The sequence below is a fragment of the Acinetobacter sp. CY73 genome (assembly GCF_059515865.1).
This window is the reverse complement of the sequence record NZ_JCAKMZ010000005.1, coordinates 124,707-140,386: the sequence shown is the minus strand read 5'-3', so window position 1 is coordinate 140,386 and position 15,680 is coordinate 124,707. Positions and strand designations below refer to the sequence as shown.

At 39.5% G+C, this 15,680-nt stretch carries 17 protein-coding genes, 4 tRNA genes and 1 pseudogene; 6 read left to right on the top strand and 16 right to left on the bottom strand.

Annotation, left to right across the window (positions count from 1 at the left end):
- A pseudogene (locus AC5YD2_RS04635) lies at positions 1-461 on the top strand (transposase family protein); the annotation flags it as partial.
- Between the two features lie 233 nt (positions 462-694).
- Positions 695-1,552, top strand: a complete 858-nt coding sequence (locus AC5YD2_RS04630) for a hypothetical protein (RefSeq protein ID WP_496125191.1) — start codon at positions 695-697, stop codon at positions 1,550-1,552.
- A 154-nt stretch (positions 1,553-1,706) separates the two neighbouring features.
- Here AC5YD2_RS04630 and AC5YD2_RS04625 read toward each other — a convergent pair whose 3' ends face one another.
- Both AC5YD2_RS04625 and rpoD read right to left on the bottom strand, forming a co-directional pair.
- On the bottom strand, positions 1,707-1,994 hold the full coding sequence (locus AC5YD2_RS04625; RefSeq protein ID WP_496125193.1) for a YbeD family protein: 288 nt from the start codon (positions 1,992-1,994) through the stop codon (positions 1,707-1,709).
- 129 nt (positions 1,995-2,123) lie between these two features.
- Entirely contained in the window at positions 2,124-4,055 is a 1,932-nt protein-coding gene (rpoD, locus tag AC5YD2_RS04620; protein ID WP_496125190.1) for an RNA polymerase sigma factor RpoD, read from the bottom strand.
- A gap of 330 nt (positions 4,056-4,385) precedes the next feature.
- On the opposite strand from rpoD, the gene AC5YD2_RS04615 reads away from it, so the two are divergent.
- Both AC5YD2_RS04615 and AC5YD2_RS04610 read left to right on the top strand, forming a co-directional pair.
- A complete protein-coding gene (locus tag AC5YD2_RS04615) occupies positions 4,386-4,589 on the top strand; it encodes a PA3496 family putative envelope integrity protein (RefSeq protein ID WP_496125189.1) in 204 nt (67 codons plus the stop codon).
- A 71-nt stretch (positions 4,590-4,660) separates the two neighbouring features.
- Positions 4,661-5,185: a YecA/YgfB family protein gene (locus AC5YD2_RS04610; RefSeq protein WP_496125188.1), complete on the top strand. Its 525-nt coding sequence runs from the start codon at positions 4,661-4,663 to the stop codon at positions 5,183-5,185.
- Between the two features lie 125 nt (positions 5,186-5,310).
- Here the strand turns inward: AC5YD2_RS04610 and AC5YD2_RS04605 are convergent, their stop codons facing one another.
- The 3 genes from AC5YD2_RS04605 to trhO all read right to left on the bottom strand — a co-directional run bounded on the left by AC5YD2_RS04605 (position 5,311) and on the right by trhO (position 7,445).
- A complete protein-coding gene (locus AC5YD2_RS04605) occupies positions 5,311-5,727 on the bottom strand; it encodes an ABZJ_00895 family protein (protein ID WP_496125187.1) in 417 nt (138 codons plus the stop codon).
- 85 nt (positions 5,728-5,812) lie between these two features.
- Positions 5,813-6,397, bottom strand: a complete 585-nt coding sequence (locus tag AC5YD2_RS04600; protein ID WP_496125186.1) for a DedA family protein — start codon at positions 6,395-6,397, stop codon at positions 5,813-5,815.
- 115 nt (positions 6,398-6,512) lie between these two features.
- Positions 6,513-7,445 (bottom strand): oxygen-dependent tRNA uridine(34) hydroxylase TrhO, encoded by a 933-nt coding sequence (gene trhO / locus AC5YD2_RS04595; protein WP_496125185.1) that lies wholly within the window; start codon positions 7,443-7,445, stop codon positions 6,513-6,515.
- Between the two features lie 116 nt (positions 7,446-7,561).
- On the opposite strand from trhO, the gene AC5YD2_RS04590 reads away from it, so the two are divergent.
- Positions 7,562-8,047, top strand: a complete 486-nt coding sequence (locus tag AC5YD2_RS04590) for a DUF1289 domain-containing protein (RefSeq protein ID WP_496125184.1) — start codon at positions 7,562-7,564, stop codon at positions 8,045-8,047.
- 138 nt (positions 8,048-8,185) lie between these two features.
- Here the strand turns inward: AC5YD2_RS04590 and panD are convergent, their stop codons facing one another.
- From panD to AC5YD2_RS04535, 11 genes are all read right to left on the bottom strand, one after another.
- Positions 8,186-8,566 (bottom strand): aspartate 1-decarboxylase, encoded by a 381-nt coding sequence (gene panD / locus AC5YD2_RS04585; protein ID WP_496125183.1) that lies wholly within the window; start codon positions 8,564-8,566, stop codon positions 8,186-8,188.
- 146 nt (positions 8,567-8,712) lie between these two features.
- Positions 8,713-9,291: an aminoacyl-tRNA hydrolase gene (gene pth / locus AC5YD2_RS04580; protein ID WP_496125182.1), complete on the bottom strand. Its 579-nt coding sequence runs from the start codon at positions 9,289-9,291 to the stop codon at positions 8,713-8,715.
- Positions 9,292-9,310: 19 nt separating this feature from the next.
- Positions 9,311-9,604 carry a 50S ribosomal protein L25 gene (gene rplY / locus AC5YD2_RS04575; RefSeq protein ID WP_496125181.1) on the bottom strand — a complete coding sequence of 98 codons (294 nt, stop codon included), beginning with the start codon at positions 9,602-9,604 and terminating at the stop codon, positions 9,311-9,313.
- A gap of 103 nt (positions 9,605-9,707) precedes the next feature.
- Positions 9,708-10,661 carry a ribose-phosphate pyrophosphokinase gene (locus AC5YD2_RS04570; RefSeq protein WP_496125180.1) on the bottom strand — a complete coding sequence of 318 codons (954 nt, stop codon included), beginning with the start codon at positions 10,659-10,661 and terminating at the stop codon, positions 9,708-9,710.
- A gap of 36 nt (positions 10,662-10,697) precedes the next feature.
- Positions 10,698-10,772 (bottom strand) — tRNA-Gln (locus tag AC5YD2_RS04565).
- 92 nt (positions 10,773-10,864) lie between these two features.
- Positions 10,865-10,939 (bottom strand) — tRNA-Gln (locus tag AC5YD2_RS04560).
- 24 nt (positions 10,940-10,963) lie between these two features.
- Positions 10,964-11,038: transfer RNA gene (locus AC5YD2_RS04555), tRNA-Gln, on the bottom strand.
- A gap of 36 nt (positions 11,039-11,074) precedes the next feature.
- A tRNA-Gln gene (locus tag AC5YD2_RS04550) sits at positions 11,075-11,149 on the bottom strand.
- 4 nt (positions 11,150-11,153) lie between these two features.
- Positions 11,154-11,984 (bottom strand): 4-(cytidine 5'-diphospho)-2-C-methyl-D-erythritol kinase, encoded by an 831-nt coding sequence (gene ispE / locus AC5YD2_RS04545; protein WP_496125179.1) that lies wholly within the window; start codon positions 11,982-11,984, stop codon positions 11,154-11,156.
- An 18-nt stretch (positions 11,985-12,002) separates the two neighbouring features.
- Positions 12,003-12,587 (bottom strand): lipoprotein insertase outer membrane protein LolB, encoded by a 585-nt coding sequence (lolB, locus tag AC5YD2_RS04540; RefSeq protein WP_496125178.1) that lies wholly within the window; start codon positions 12,585-12,587, stop codon positions 12,003-12,005.
- 10 nt (positions 12,588-12,597) lie between these two features.
- Complete coding sequence (locus AC5YD2_RS04535) at positions 12,598-14,304, bottom strand: tetratricopeptide repeat protein (protein ID WP_496125177.1); 1,707 nt, start codon at positions 14,302-14,304, stop codon at positions 12,598-12,600.
- Positions 14,305-14,379: 75 nt separating this feature from the next.
- Here AC5YD2_RS04535 and hemA point away from each other — a divergent pair, with 75 nt between their 5' ends.
- Entirely contained in the window at positions 14,380-15,663 is a 1,284-nt protein-coding gene (gene hemA, locus AC5YD2_RS04530) for a glutamyl-tRNA reductase (RefSeq protein ID WP_496125176.1), read from the top strand.
- The last annotated feature ends 17 nt before the right edge of the window (positions 15,664-15,680 follow it).

Genomic DNA, 15,680 nt, shown 5'->3' with positions numbered 1-15,680 from the left:
ATGTTCAATAGAACGTCCCCAAAAAAAATCAGAGTAAGTTTTACAGTGGTAAAAAGAAGAAACATACGCTCAAAGCGCAAGTGATCTATCATCCAAAGAGCAAACAAATCATAGGTCTAGATCTATCAAGTGGTAGTCAACATGACATTAAATTGGCAAGAAAAACGATTGCAAAATTCAAGCATTGTGAATATGTGGTTACTGATTTAGGGTATCATGGACTAGAGGAGCGTGGATTTAAGCTATTGACTCCTATTAAGAAAAAGAAGAATTCTGCCTTATCTGATATTGAGAAAAAGTACAATAAAATCATTGGAGAAATACGAATTGTGATTGAACACATCAATCGTCAATTAAAAACATTTAGAATATTGAGTGAACGCTACCGAAATAGACGCAAGCGATTCGGTTTACGCATTAGCTTAATCGCTGCACTGGTAAACCGGATAAACTTGCAATAATGACTTTCGCAAGAGGTCTAATATTTATTGAAGTTAAATAATATTATGGAGCATTACTGAATTAATAAATGTGGGAGATGAAAATCGAAAAAAGCTCCACTAATTATAGTTAAAATTATATTTAAGATATTGAAGTATATTAATAAAATAAGATTATTCTGCATAATGTGTATTATGTTAATTTTGGATATATTTAATACGATTAAGTGAAATTTTATGAAATATATAAGTAAATGAAAAAATTATATTTATTTGTTTTGTGTGTGATTGTGTTGCTTGGTTACATGTATAGGGATACTTCGCATGAAGCTGAGTTCAAGCCACCCATGAGCCCTCATGGTGTACCTTACCGTGTAGGAAATTTAGGTGGCAAGCCAGTACTTGTTGGTGAAGGATTTAGTTCGCTAGAGTATGAAGATTCACCTAGATTAGTTCGTGAAAATCGCTACAAAGGGTACAAGCCACCGCCACGAGATTTCAATTCGGTCATAACGTCTTTTGCTGTATATATGAAATATACATCAGGACTGATTTTAGTTAGATATGGTGGAGCACCTGAAGGTTCAGAAGCAGCACGAACTGCGAAAGAATCACAAAAGCAATATCGTGCAGAAGAACATCAAAAGCATAATGAATGGGTCACGATCATGACGAATGCAGGGGTACGATACTATCCAAATTTAACGGCATTTTTTAATAATAAAACTATAAATTCTCCAATCCGTACTCGTGAAAGTATGGAAGAGAATCATTATAGAAGCATTCATATTCCAGCGAATAAAGAAGAGTTTAAATATGATCCTCATCCTGACTGGGTGAGTAGTTATGGATATCCAGAAACTGAAGATATGTATATAAAAAAGGATAGCCAAGGCAAGGTTACTACTTTGATTCGTTGTACAAATCTTGAGATAAATAATTTAGAAAAAAGATGTCATATGTACTGGAATATAGAGCCAATTATGAAAGTGCAGCTAGAAGCATTATTTAATCGTGTGCATTTAAAGGATTGGCGACTGATACAAGAACGTTCAGAAAAAATCATTAAAGATTTAGCAGTAGATCCAAAAACTATATCAAACAATTTATAAAAGAATTATTAAGTAAATATACAGCTCTATTTAACATAAGACGTTATGCGAAATTTCAAAGTGAAAGAGAAATATAGAACTAGTTAATTGATTAAAGCAATTCGCCTGTATTTACAGCATTAAAAAACACGCTCTAAAGCGTGTTTTTACTTGATTAAAGCGCTGTCTTAATCAATGGGCAAGCTGCCAAATCTGCATAAACAGCATGAACTTGCTCAAGCTCTTCAAAGCGCAGTTGTGCAGTTACTGAATGGTATTTACCTGTACGTGATGGCGTAACCGTCATGGTTTGACCATCAAATTCAGGAAAATGTTTAACAAAAATTTCATTCACAGCTTCACGGAGTTCCGCACCAGCAAGACCAATCAATTTAATTGGATAATCCATCGGAAACACCCAAAGATGTTCTTGTAATTCGCGTGATGGCGCACGATTTGTTATGTCAGTCATAGGACACCTCATTCATAAAAAATACCTGCAATGCGCAGGTATTTTTGCTTTTATTTGCTACATGCTCATATTATGGGGGAGTTCCCTGCATATTCAAGCCTGCATTATCCTATCGATAGATCAGTCATTCTCAAGGAAAGAACGTAAATGTTCTGAACGAGATGGATGACGTAATTTACGCAAGGCTTTTGCTTCAATTTGACGAATACGCTCACGTGTTACATCAAATTGCTTACCGACTTCTTCCAAAGTGTGATCGGTTGGCATATCGATACCAAAACGCATTTTTAAGACTTTCGCTTCACGTTCAGTTAAGTTTTCTAAAACTTCACGTGTTGCTTCTTTTAAGCCTTCAGAGGTTGCCGCATCAATTGGAGAGGTAATGTTACCGTCTTCGATGAAATCACCAAGATGCGAATCTTCATCATCACCAATTGGCGTTTCCATTGAAATCGGTTCTTTGGCAATTTTCAAGACTTTACGTACTTTCACTTCGTCCATTTCTAGACGTTCACCTAATTCCTCAGGTGTAGGCTCACGGCCCATTTCTTGAAGAAGTTGGCGTGAAACACGGTTGATCTTGTTGATCGTCTCAATCATATGCACCGGAATACGAATCGTACGTGCCTGATCTGCGATTGAACGCGTGATGGCCTGACGAATCCACCAAGTTGCATAGGTTGAGAACTTATAACCACGACGGTATTCGAATTTATCAACAGCTTTCATTAAGCCGATGTTACCTTCTTGGATCAAGTCGAGGAATTGCAAACCACGGTTGGTGTATTTTTTCGCAATTGAAATCACCAAACGTAAGTTTGCTTCAACCATCTCTTTCTTAGCACGGCGAGCTTTCGCTTCACCAATCGACATACGTTTAGAAATTTCTTTAATTTCTTTCACGCTGAGATCTAGTTCTTTCTCAATATCAGCAATCTTTTGTTGGAAAGCTAAAACATCGGGACGAACTTTTTCTAAATATGGTTTGAGATCAGCAGGTGCTTTTGCAATCTGTTCTTCAAGCCAAGCAGGATTTGACTCTTGACCTGGGAAGGTTGTACGGAATTGGTTTCGATCCATACGACCACGGCGAACTGCGTAACGCATCACCTCACGTTCAGCGGTACGAATTTGTTCGTGTGTACCACGAATCATCTCAGAAATAATATCAAATAGACGAGGCGTGAATTTGAACATCATGAATACAGTTGCAAGTGCTTCAACAGCTTCAACAGCTTCTGGGCTATTACGACCAGATTTGCTGATCGCAGCTTTAGCCACAGTCCATGCTGCTTCTAATTCGTTAAAACGAGCTTTTGCAATTTCAGGATCTGGACCTGACTCACCTTCAGAATCATCATCGCTTTCTGATTCTTCATCTTCGTCTTCATCATCAAGTTTAACGTCTTTTGTTGGTTTAGCAGACGCATCGACTGCCTCTACAACAACAACTTCTTCAAGAACTTCAGGAATCTCTTCATCAGATTCAAGATCTAAATAGCCTGATAAAATATCTGCTAAACGGCGTTCACCTGTTTCATAATCTTTATATTCTTGTAATACAACTTCGACTGCATTTGGCCAATACGCAATTGAATTAAGTACATCACGAATTCCTTCTTCGATTCGTTTTGCAATAACAATTTCGCCTTCGCGAGTCAAAAGTTCAACTGTACCCATTTCGCGCATGTACATACGAACAGGGTCAGTGGTACGACCGGGTTCGTTTTCTACAGATGCGAGAACGGCAGCAGCTTCTTCTTCGGCAACTTCATCGGTTGTTTCGGTATTGGTACCGTCGAACATGGTGTCATCAGCTTCAGGCGCACGTTCATGTACCGGAATACCAACGTCTTGAAGCATCTGAATGATATCTTCAATCTGTTCACTTTCAGTGATTGAGTCTGGAAGATGATCGTTAACCTCAGCGTAAGTTAAGTAACCTTGTTCTTTGCCTCGGCTAATCAGAGCCGCTACTTGTGAAGTAGGGGAATGCTTATCGCTCATCTTTGCTCTCTTCTCGTTGAATCTGTGGCAGGGAAAACCGTGCATGATAGCACAATTATCGTCGCATTAATATCTGAATCCATGGGCTAAATTGGTTTAAAAGAAACCAAAAATTTAAGGCTTGTTTCCCATAATTGGGCTAAATCTATTGTTTTCAAGTATACCAAGCGTAGTTTCTTAAAAATGAAATATGTCCAAGCTTAAATGTGCATTCATTCAGTTTTGTTGTGTGGATTATAATCGCATAAATTGGTAGAGGAAAAGAAGCAAAATTTTGTTGATTATTGCTGAAAAATAAAATAAAACTTGACAAGAATTCAGAACACAGATAAATAGCGCCTAGCCCCATCCATTTTTTTTCATGAGGTAGTTTTAGTGTCTTCTACAGATTTTGAATTAGATGATAGCTTTAGTGATGATGAAGTCAGTTTTGACGACACATCGAGTAAAATTAGCGCGAAAGAATCGTTAGAAAAAAGACGTTTGATTGATGACCTCTTGGCTCAACGACGTTTGGATCGTGAGTTGAAAGAAGAATATGATTTTGACGACGACGATGATGATTTTGACGATGAATAATGATTTTATCGTTGGGCTTAGCTTTCGAAAATGATATCCTAAACCATTAATTGAGAAGTGTTGGAAACAAAATGAGTGCATTAGATTTAGACCAGTTAAGTGAATTCCTTGATGGCGATAATAACGAGCATGGTCTGGATTTCGCGGCAACACATGGTTTTTTATGTGCAACAGCTGTAGGCCCTCAGTTTGATCGTTGGTTAGATGAACTTTTTGATAATAATCAAAAGAAAGTTCCTGCTGAAATCATTACTCAAATTAAACTTTGGCTTGATGACCTGCGTCAAAAGCTTGCCAATGAAGAAGGGATTGAGTTTCCTTTTGAAATTGAGGAAGCTGATGTTGAGTCAAGTTTAGGTGACTGGAGTGTTGGTTTTGTTGATGCAATGTTCCTAAACGAAGATGCGTGGTTTACTCCTGAGTTTGAGGAGCAATTGGTTGATTTAACGTTGCCAATTATGGTGTTTAGTGGTGTGGACGAAGAAGATCCACAAATGGAATCATTCCGTCGCAATGGGCAATTGATGGATGAGCTTGCGGAAGAAATTCCTGAAAATCTGAATGAAATTTATTTGATGTACCACACACCAAACTAAGTTAGTTAAGATTTATTGTTTTTGAAAATCAAGTTATAAAAAAGCACCTTCAATGAGGTGCTTTTTTTATGCCTAAATATTTAAAACTTAGTTTGATCTACTTTTATGCTGAGAATAAGCGTCAATTATTTAAATAATTTTTTAAGTCGATAGGGCGTATAACAGTTATAAGCAACAAAAAAGATTGCTGCATGGAGCACAATCAATATCAGCATAATCATGGCGGCGAGCAAAATGCCAGATTTTTCAGCTATAGCTAAGATTTGTTCAGCATTGGGATTCATGAGTACCAAGAAGAATACAAAGAAACTTGCGATCATAATGGCGATAGCACTTGATCCCCAAATCAATTGAATTTTTTCATGTTGAGTGGGAAGTCTTTGTTCTTTGTTAGCAAAGTATCCTGCGGTGATTAATGCAGATACGATTAATGTTGGTACTAAAGATAATCCACCCAGTTTTAAACCGAAAATTAAGATCGTCACCATTAGGCTCAAGGCAATGCAGTACACAGCAGCAAAATGCTTCAAATAGTGCGTCATATTTCCCCCAAAAAAATATCTGACAATCAGAAAAGCGAACTTTGAAACAAAAGTCCTCATGACTCGGACTTGTTGAATCTAGAAATTAATAATGAGATTTACGTTTATGACGACCATACCATATCCATCCGAGTACAAGCAGAACGATGATGATAATCACATAACCCACTTGACTAAAAATTTTGTGCATCATCTCCGTATTATTACCAAAGTAATAACCGACCGATGCTAAAAATGTCGTCCATATAATCGTGCCTAATCCACTATAAGCCATGAATTTCCAGAAGGACATACGACTCATCCCGGCAGGAATACTAATCAGAGAGCGAACTGCAGGGATCATTCTCCCAAAAAATACAATACGATGACCATGTTTTTCAAACCAACCCAATGATTTCTCTACATCTTTAGGTTTGATAAAGAGGTATTTCCCGAAACGATCTACAAATTTAAAAATTTGCTCTCTAGGAATTTTACGCCCAATCCAATACAGAACAGCAGCAGAAATCAATGAGCCTAAACTGCCTGCAATAATAACGCCTGTGAGTAACAGCTCGCCTTTAGACGCTGTAAAACCAGCAGAAGGCATAATAATTTCTGATGGGATAGGGGGAAACACACTGTCGAGGAACATGAGCAGGGCAATCCCTAAGTAGCCTAATTGTTCCATGACGGAAATAATCCATGCGGTCATTTTGAGTGGTAACGAAATGAAGTTATTGAAAGTTTACTATAAAAAAACCGCTACGAGGGTAGCGGTTCGGTATGTATCTTGATTTATAAGATTAAAGGCGTTTGCGTTTTGCCGCTGCAATTTGAGATTGGCGCATACGGAAACCCGCTTTTTGCTTTTCAGTGGTTTTTTCAATGCAATGTACACATGAGACACCATGTTCATAACTTGGAAGCTCAACTTCAGCAGGAAGTAAAGGCCATCCACATGCATGACATTTGACGTTTTCACCTTCCTCCACACCATGTGTTACGGCTGTACGTCCATCAAATACGAAACATTCACCTTCCCACATGCTTTCTTCTGGTGGGGTCTCTTCGAGGTATTTTAAAATACCGCCTTTAAGGTGGTAAACCTCAGTAAAGCCTTCTTGTAGCAACAGCGATGTAGATTTTTCACAACGAATACCACCGGTACAGAACATGGCAATTTTTTTATCTTTATGTTGCTCTAGGTTGTTCTTAACGTATTCTGGGAATTCACGGAAAGTTTCTGTTTTCGGGTCGATCGCACCTTTAAATGTGCCTGCTTTGTATTCGTAATCATTACGTGTGTCGACAAGAATGACATCATCACGAGCAATTAAATCATTCCATTCTTTAGGATCAAGATAGTGACCGACTAAGTCGCGTGGTTTAACAGGAACGCCCAAAGTCACGATTTCTTTTTTGTGTTTAATTTTCATTTTACGGAATGGTTTCTCATCGCTGTGAGATTCCTTATATTCCATATCTTGAAAACCTTCATCTAAAAGGAATTGATGAATCACATCAATGGCTTGACGATCGCCTGCAACCGTTCCGTTAATCCCTTCATCTGCAACAATTAGAGTACCGCACAAGTTAATGGTTTTTACCAAATCTAAAAGACGTTGTTGAAGATCAAGCGAATCTTGAACTTCTTTAAATTGATAAAGTGCCGCAACAACCCAACTTGTGGTCGCTTGCTGTTCTACAGGTGCAAGCTGTTCTACAGTAGCGTTCATGGAGTACTCCAAATGTATTAATATAGGGGGATAATTTCAGGCGCGTATTCTAACGCGAATTTGTTCAATGTGCGAGAAAACCATATGATAAATATGGTTTATTGAGGAAGTAAATTTTGAGTAGTGATCGTCGAATACCTTCTCTTACCCCGTGTGCAGGACGTTGTTCAACGGTATTTGGTGATGCGGTGTGCCGTGGTTGTCGTAGATTTAATCATGAGGTGATCCGTTGGAATACCTATACAGAAGAACAAAGACAAGCGATTTGGATTCGTTTAGATGCGCAACTTGATCAAATCTTGGTGCCGATGTTACCGCATGCAAATCTGAATATTGTTAATGCTTTTATTGATTCTAAGCGTGTACGTGTATTTGATAATGCATCAAAAGGTCGGCGTTTGTACCATGCTTTAAAAATTTGTGAAAAAAATAAAAATTTGGCGGATGAGAGTGGTTTGGGGATAGATTCGAAACAAGTCAAACCTCTGTGGACTGAATTTGAGCGTCGAGTCCTTGCATTAGCAAATGCAAGCTATGAATTGGCTTGGTTGCGTGCGGATGTAATTAGTCAAAGTTTACTCAAAACATTACAAGAAGAATAAATGAATCATTCATTCACTCAATGATTTGAAAAATGATAGGGGTGAACAAAATATAATTCTCATTGATTGTTATTGAGTTTATTGGATCATTGAACATAAAAAAGCTCGCATCATGGCGAGCTTTTTTATTGAAAACCGTTAAGCGACTTGTACAGGAATACAGTTCGCTGTGTGATTTACGGTATTATTTGGGTTGGCATAAACTAGACGAGGTTTATGGGCATCCGCTTCAGCAACAGTAAAGTCACCGAAAGTTGCGATAATCACAAGATCACCAATATCGGCTTGATGTGCAGCGCCACCATTGACAGAAATGATGCCTGAATTTTCTTCGCCACGAATAGCATACGTGGTAAAACGCTTACCATTGGTCACATTCCAAATATGAATCTCTTCGTATTCGCGGATACCTGCTAAATCCAATAACACACCATCGATCGCACAAGAACCTTCATAGTGAAGTTCTGCTTGGGTGACGACTGCACGGTGAATTTTTGCTTTTAATAAACGAGATAGCATGGAAAGCGTCTCCTGGTTTGCCCTGTGGTTGTTATCTAATGATTTAACAACAACTTCTATGTCGGGGGATGCAATTGAAAGCGCATTTTGCTCTCAAAATTTGATCGTGGCAAGAGAAATTGTTTTACAAAGATTAATTTTATCAATTAAGGTTTATAGGCGTTTATTTGATTCATTGCCTGTTGAACTTCACCATTAACCAATAATTTGATGCGGCTTAATGCGTGATGAAGAGCATCATCCATAAGCTTTTGCTCACTTGATGGTGCTTTGCTCAAAACATGCCCAGATACACGTTCTTTTGACCCTGGATGACCAATGCCTACACGTAAACGATGGAAATTCGGACCTATATGCGGGACGATATCACGTAAACCGTTATGACCACCGTGACCACCGCCAGTTTTAAGGCGAATCACACCTGGATCCATATCAAGTTCATCGTGAGCAATGAGCATTGCTTCGGGAGTAATTTGATAGAATTTTGCGAAGGGAACAACACTTTGACCTGAAAGGTTCATAAACGTTGTGGGTAAAAGCAGACGAACGTCTTGACCTTCTATTTTACCCCGACCGCTAATCCCTTTATATTTTGGATCAGCTTTTAATGCGATGCCATATTGTTCTGCGAGGCGTTCTACGAACCAAGACCCTGCATTATGGCGGGTTTGAGCATACTCAGAACCTGGGTTGCCCAAACCTACAATCAGTGAAATATTTGACACTAATTTACACCATCAACACTTATGCGCGTTTAAAGTCAGCGTGCATAGGTGTGTTTTTAGCTGGGTGGCGTTGAAGTGCTTGGATTTTAACGCTTTCAACTTTACCGTCAACATTGATTTCAATAGTTTCTTCGAAGAAAGCTTTGCTTTCTAAAGCTTTAACTAATTCACGAAGTTCTAAAGTGATTGCAACAGGCTCGCCTGAACCGTAGATGATTGCAGGGACTTTGTGTTGAAGACGAAGGCGGCGGCTCGAACCTTTCCCTTGAACTGCTTCTTCACGAGCTACTGCATTTAATACGAAGTTTGCCATGATAGACATTCCTAATTTAAGTTTAATTGACTAGACCTTCGACCAGTCTAGTGATGAAAGCCCCATCAAAAATTTGATGAGGCTTTTAAAATTCAGCGCGTTATTATAGATAAGAATCAAACATTGCGCTAATAGATTCTTCGTTGTTAATACGACGAATTGTTTCAGCAACCATGCTGGCTACTGAAACTTGGCGAATCTTACCAAGTTCTAATGCTTCTTTAGAAAGCGGAATTGTGTCAGTCACAACCAATTCATCAATCACAGAATTACGTAAGTTTTCAAGTGCTTTACCAGACAGTACCGGGTGCGTTGCATAAGCAACAACACGACGAGCACCAAATGATTTAAGTGCATCAGCAGCTTTACACAACGTACCTGCTGTATCCACCATGTCATCAACGATCACACAATCACGATCTTTAACATCACCAATCAAATGCATCACTTGTGATTCATTTGCTTTTTGACGGCGTTTGTCAATGATTGCTAAATCGATATCACCCATTTGCTTCGCAACTGCACGTGCGCGAACCACACCACCAACGTCAGGTGAAACCACCATTAGATTGTGATGCTGTTGTTGACGTAAGTCAGCAAGAAGCGCAGGAGTACCGTAGATGTTATCTACAGGAATATCGAAGAAACCTTGGATCTGGTCGGCATGCAAATCGATCATGACAACACGATCAATACCTACAGTTGTTAGCATATCTGCAACAACTTTAGCTGTGATCGGCACACGAGCAGAACGAGGACGACGGTCTTGACGAGCATAACCGAAGTAAGGAATAACGGCAGTGATACGACCAGCACTTGCGCGACGCAAAGCATCAGCCATCACGAGGACTTCCATTAGGTTGTCATTCGTAGGGGCACAAGTAGGTTGTACGATGAACACGTCTTTACCACGGACATTTTCAGTGATTTCGACAGCGATTTCGCCATCAGAAAACTGACCAATAGATGCAGCACCTAAAGGAATATGTAAATGGCTTACGACTTTTTGGGCGAATTGTGGATGCGCTGTTCCACTAAAAACGACAAGATTGGGCATGAAGCACCCTTGGCGGTTAGAAAATTTGGAAGTAGATGGCAGGGGTAGCTGGATTCGAACCAACGGATGCCGAGATCAAAACCCGGTGCCTTACCACTTGGCGATACCCCTAATGCGGCAGAACTTTAATATTTTTACGAGAATTTGTCAAGGTTGTTTGACATTTTCTAACCGTAATCTGTTCTGTCTTTTTGAGCTTAAAATGGCAGGGGTAGCTGGATTCGAACCAACGGATGCCGAGATCAAAACCCGGTGCCTTACCACTTGGCGATACCCCTAATGATCATATGTTGTGTTTTAAATGGCAGGGGTAGCTGGATTCGAACCAACGGATGCCGAGATCAAAACCCGGTGCCTTACCACTTGGCGATACCCCTAATACACAACAATATGTATCTACAGATGAAAAATGATGGCAGGGGTAGCTGGATTCGAACCAACGGATGCCGAGATCAAAACCCGGTGCCTTACCACTTGGCGATACCCCTATCATTAAACGCCGAAATGATTGAGCGGAGATTCTTTTAAACTATTCACTAAGTAAGATTTACATGGTGAATGAGCCAGAATTTCATCTACATTCATACTCGTCGTTACTTCAGTAAAAACACAAGCACCTGTACCTGTAAGTTTTGCAACACCGAACTGATCTAAATATTGCATCGCTTCATCGACTTCAGGATATAAACTTCTTGCTAGAGGCTCAAAGGCATTTCCGAAATCAGATGGCTTTATCTGATAGGCGCAAAATTTAGTGCTCTTCGTGTCTCTTGTCAACGCTTTTTGTGAAAAAAGCAGTTGAGTGCTGATAAAACAGTCAGGTTTGAGCACGATGTATTGTTTCTGATCTAAGTCTATGAATGTTAAGTGTTCACCAATGCCTTCAGCCCACGCATTTCTACCATGAATAAAAATAGGCACATCTGCGCCGAGTTTGATCCCTAGATCGGCAAGTTGATTGGTATTTAAACCGCATTGCCAAATTTTATTTGCAACGATAAGCGTGGTTGCTGCATTGGAAGAGCCACCCCCAAGTCCTGCGCCCATCGGAATATTCTTTTCAATACGGATATTTAAGCCCAATTGATCAGTTTTTGCATAAGGTTTGATGATTTGTAGGGCTTTATAAATGAGATTTTGTTCAAGATCTACGCTATTCAATCCCTTGATTTGGATTGAGTTTGTATTGGTTTGTTCAAACTCCATCCAATCATAGAGATCTATGATCTGAAAAATACTTTGTAATTCGTGATAACCATTTTCACGACGACCTGTGATATGCAAAAAAAGATTGAGTTTTGCTGGGGATGCAACACGAATCATAAAGTTAGACTTATTTAATTAACGATTTTGAATGACCATTGTAATACGGTTTTCTTTACCTGTTTCAAGCTGTTGTTGCAAAATCAGCTTATTGGGTAATTTTGCATTGTCATTGTAGCTTAAGGCCACCGTCCAGCCGTCTTCAATGATTTGCTGGATACGTTGTTGTTGATCTTTTTCGATTTGAGCAGTACTCGATGCAGGTTGCGCTTGAACCCAATCAACCAAGTTTGTAATCGGTGCTTGCCATCCTGTTGCTTGTACTAATAGTTCTTCTGGGGTTGCAGCTTTGATTTCCCCCGTCTTGGCGCTATTTAAGGTCACGTGACCAGGCTGACCTGAGATTTGCGTTTTACCAACACCGAGAATTCCGCTGAGTTCAATATCAAAATTTTGCTGGTTTTGAACCCATGTAAAAAATGCACTGCCAGATTGTTGTGGGGTTTTTACTCCAATCTTGCCTTGAAGTTGGAATTGATTTTCAGCTTGTGGGATGGTGCTATTGCCTAAAGGCTTTTGAGTGCTGATACTTTGACAACCTGTCATTGCCAATACACTGAATGTACTGCTTAGAATAAAAGTTATTTTTACAATTGGATGCATAAAAGCGCGCTCATTGGAAATTTTCAGGTAACAATAAACCATTCAACTGTTCTAATTGAGGATCATTCGGATGATTTTGTTGGAGTTGTTGTAACAAATGACTAAATTCAGGCAGTGAGCCCTGCATATAGAGTGATTTTGCTAAGCGAACGCCAATATTAACGCTCTGACTGAGTTGATAAGCTTTAGCGAGCACTTGAGATGCGGTCTTAAAGTCATTTTGTAAAAAAGTAATATAACCCAATGTGTCTAAAATTGAGGCTTGATCTGGTGCGCTTTCTAGAGCTTGTTCTGCATAACTTCTTGCTTCGTCTAAGCGTCTATTTTGTAAAGCTAAAGTATAAGCATAGGCATTGAGATAATTTGGATTGTTGGGCTCAATGATCATGAGTTGTTCGAGTGTGCTGTCAAGTCGTTCACGTTCAGTAAATGGATCTAACAGTAAAACTTGAGAGTAGAGTAACTCAGGATCATCAGGTAAGTTTTTAGCGGCTTCTTTGAGTAAACCAAGCGCAGCTTTTTTATTGCCCATACGTTTTAAAATTTCAGCTTGAGCTTGATATAAGAAACTCGCATGTTGCGGGTAGTTGACACGTTCTTGCGTCAAAAAACGCAGCATATCATTCAGTTTATCTTGTTTCTCGTAGATCGAAATCAAACTGCGACGTGACACCATATAAAGATTGCCATCTACTAAACGGTAATAGGCTTTCGCGGTCTCAAGGTGCTGTTTTCGTTCTGCATTTACTGCAAGGTAGTAATATGCATCGTTCTGATATTTTGAAGAAGAGCGTAATTGAATCAAGAATTGTTCAGCTTCATCGTATTGTTTTAAATCAATCGCGGTTAACCCAGCGATAAATAAAGCCTCTTCAGCATCGGGCCATTTTTTGATGATTCTTTTTAGCTTATCCAGCGCAAGCTCTGCTTCATTGAGCTTAATGAGAAAACGAACTTGCGCTAAATTCACCTCTAAATTATTACGATTTTTTCGACTACTTTTTTCAAACCATTTGAGTGTGGCATCCGTATCACCCATTGCCATAAGTAAATTGGCTTTTAAAAGAATAAATCCGGTCACTTTAGGGCGTTTTCTGAGTGCTTTATTAATAGTAATAAGGGCTTGCTCAACATCGCCATTTTTAGCTTCAAGGCTGGCAATTAAAGCCAATAAAGAGGGGTTGTTGCGCTCTTTACTTTTACTCAGTGTGTTAAGTAGATTGAGCTGGTCTTCATCAGATTCTGGTGCGATCCCTTCAAGAATCAATTCTAAATCAGAGTCGGGATCAATCTGTAAAATACTGTCAAGAACATCCGCAGCCAATTCATATTCATGAGCTTTTAGAGCAATGTGTGCTAAATAAAATTTTGCGGGGACATCTGTGGGTTCTTGAACCACCCAATGCGTGGCAATATTTAATGCCGCTTGTAAGTCATTTTCATCTAAAGCAATATTCAAAGCACGTTGTTTGATCGCAGTTGAATTACTTCGGATTGCGAGTACAGTATAGTTGTGTAAAGCAGTGGTTGTATCATTTGCGGCAATAGCAAACTCTGCCATCATGGTTTGTTGGATAGCATTTCGATTTGATTGTGCATGATAATTTTCTTCAGATGCTCTAATATGAGCACTGTAAGTCATGCTACCCGCCAACAAGATTGTGGTAGAATACTGCTTAATTGTCATGCCGTTGATTCGGCTATTTATTTGACGCAAATTTTTATCCAAGTAATGCTTTTTATGACACCTTTATTGCACAATAGCATAAATTTAGTGAATTGATGATCTGATATGTCTTTCTTTGCATTGGGTGTCAACCATCAAACCGCGTCTGTTGAGTTGCGTGAGCAAGTCGCTTTTAACCCTGAAAAGTTAAAAGAGCTTTTGCTTGAGCAAAGTCACGACCAGACTTTGAATGACATGGTGGTGGTATCAACCTGTAATCGCACCGAAGTCTATGCTATGGCAGAAAACGCTGACATGGTACTCGAGTGGCTTGCAGAGAAAAATGGTATTGATGTAAACCAGTTGTCACACCATGTATATCGTCATGAAAATGCTGATGCGGTAACGCATTTAATGCGCGTTGCAAGTGGACTGGATTCATTAATGTTGGGTGAGCCTCAAATTATGGGGCAAGTCAAATCAGCATTAAATATCTCTAAAGAATCTGCGGTTATTTCACCGAATTTAAATCGAATATTTGAATATGCATTCTATGCTGCTAAACGTGTCCGCTCTGAAACAGCGGTAGGTAGCCATGCTGTTTCTATGGGTTATGCAGTTGCTCAACTGGCGCTACAGGTGTTCAGTCAACCTGAAAAACTGACTGTGATGGTCGTTGCAGCAGGCGAGATGAATAGCCTTGTTGCAAAACATCTGGCTGAAATGGGTGTTGCAAAGATCTTAATCTGTAACCGTGGTCGAGAACGTGCTGAATCATTGGCCTCTGAAATCTCGCATCGCGTTCAAGTCGAAATTATTCCATTTGATCAACTGGCACAAAACTTACATCGTGCGGATGTTATTTCAAGCTGTACAGGCAGTTTGCATCAAGTGATTGCTTATGATGATGTCAAAAAAGCACTCAAGCAGCGTCGTTATAAACAGATGTTGATGGTGGATTTGGCTGTTCCACGTGACATTGAGCCTAAAGTTGAACAGCTAGATGGTGTGTATTTGTATGGGGTGGATGACCTACAAACGGTGATCGATGAAAACTTAGCACAACGTCGCCAAGCGGCAGTTGAAGCTGAAGTCATGGTCAATCAGCTCGCAACGCAATTGATTGTTCAGCAGAAAGTGAATCAAGCTGGACCGATCATCAAATCTTACCGTGATCAAGGTGAGCAGAAAAAAGAACAAGAGTTGAATTTGGCGCTTGAGCGTTTAAAGTCGGGTGAAAATGCTGAATTGGTCATGCAAGAGTTCGCACACCGCTTGACTCAAAAACTATTGCATCCAACGTCTTTGTTATTACGTGAAGTGGCTAAATCTGAAGATCCTGCGCATTTTGAAGGATTGAAAGACAGTTTGGATGAAATTTTCCATAAGCAACGTAAAGTGAAAAGGTAATTGATAGACTGTTAATC

Coding starts and splice junctions, on each gene's coding strand:
- lolB (WP_496125178.1), bottom strand. CDS start 12,587: ATGCATCCAATTGTAAAAATAACTTTTATTCTAAGCAGTACATTCAGT.
- rpoD (WP_496125190.1), bottom strand. CDS start 4,055: ATGCACGGTTTTCCCTGCCACAGATTCAACGAGAAGAGAGCAAAGATG.
- AC5YD2_RS04630 (WP_496125191.1), top strand. CDS start 695: ATGAAAAAATTATATTTATTTGTTTTGTGTGTGATTGTGTTGCTTGGT.
- AC5YD2_RS04570 (WP_496125180.1), bottom strand. CDS start 10,661: ATGCCCAATCTTGTCGTTTTTAGTGGAACAGCGCATCCACAATTCGCC.
- hemA (WP_496125176.1), top strand. CDS start 14,380: ATGTCTTTCTTTGCATTGGGTGTCAACCATCAAACCGCGTCTGTTGAG.
- AC5YD2_RS04605 (WP_496125187.1), bottom strand. CDS start 5,727: ATGACGCACTATTTGAAGCATTTTGCTGCTGTGTACTGCATTGCCTTG.
- AC5YD2_RS04600 (WP_496125186.1), bottom strand. CDS start 6,397: ATGGAACAATTAGGCTACTTAGGGATTGCCCTGCTCATGTTCCTCGAC.
- AC5YD2_RS04610 (WP_496125188.1), top strand. CDS start 4,661: ATGAGTGCATTAGATTTAGACCAGTTAAGTGAATTCCTTGATGGCGAT.
- trhO (WP_496125185.1), bottom strand. CDS start 7,445: ATGAACGCTACTGTAGAACAGCTTGCACCTGTAGAACAGCAAGCGACC.
- rplY (WP_496125181.1), bottom strand. CDS start 9,604: ATGGCAAACTTCGTATTAAATGCAGTAGCTCGTGAAGAAGCAGTTCAA.
- panD (WP_496125183.1), bottom strand. CDS start 8,566: ATGCTATCTCGTTTATTAAAAGCAAAAATTCACCGTGCAGTCGTCACC.
- ispE (WP_496125179.1), bottom strand. CDS start 11,984: ATGATTCGTGTTGCATCCCCAGCAAAACTCAATCTTTTTTTGCATATC.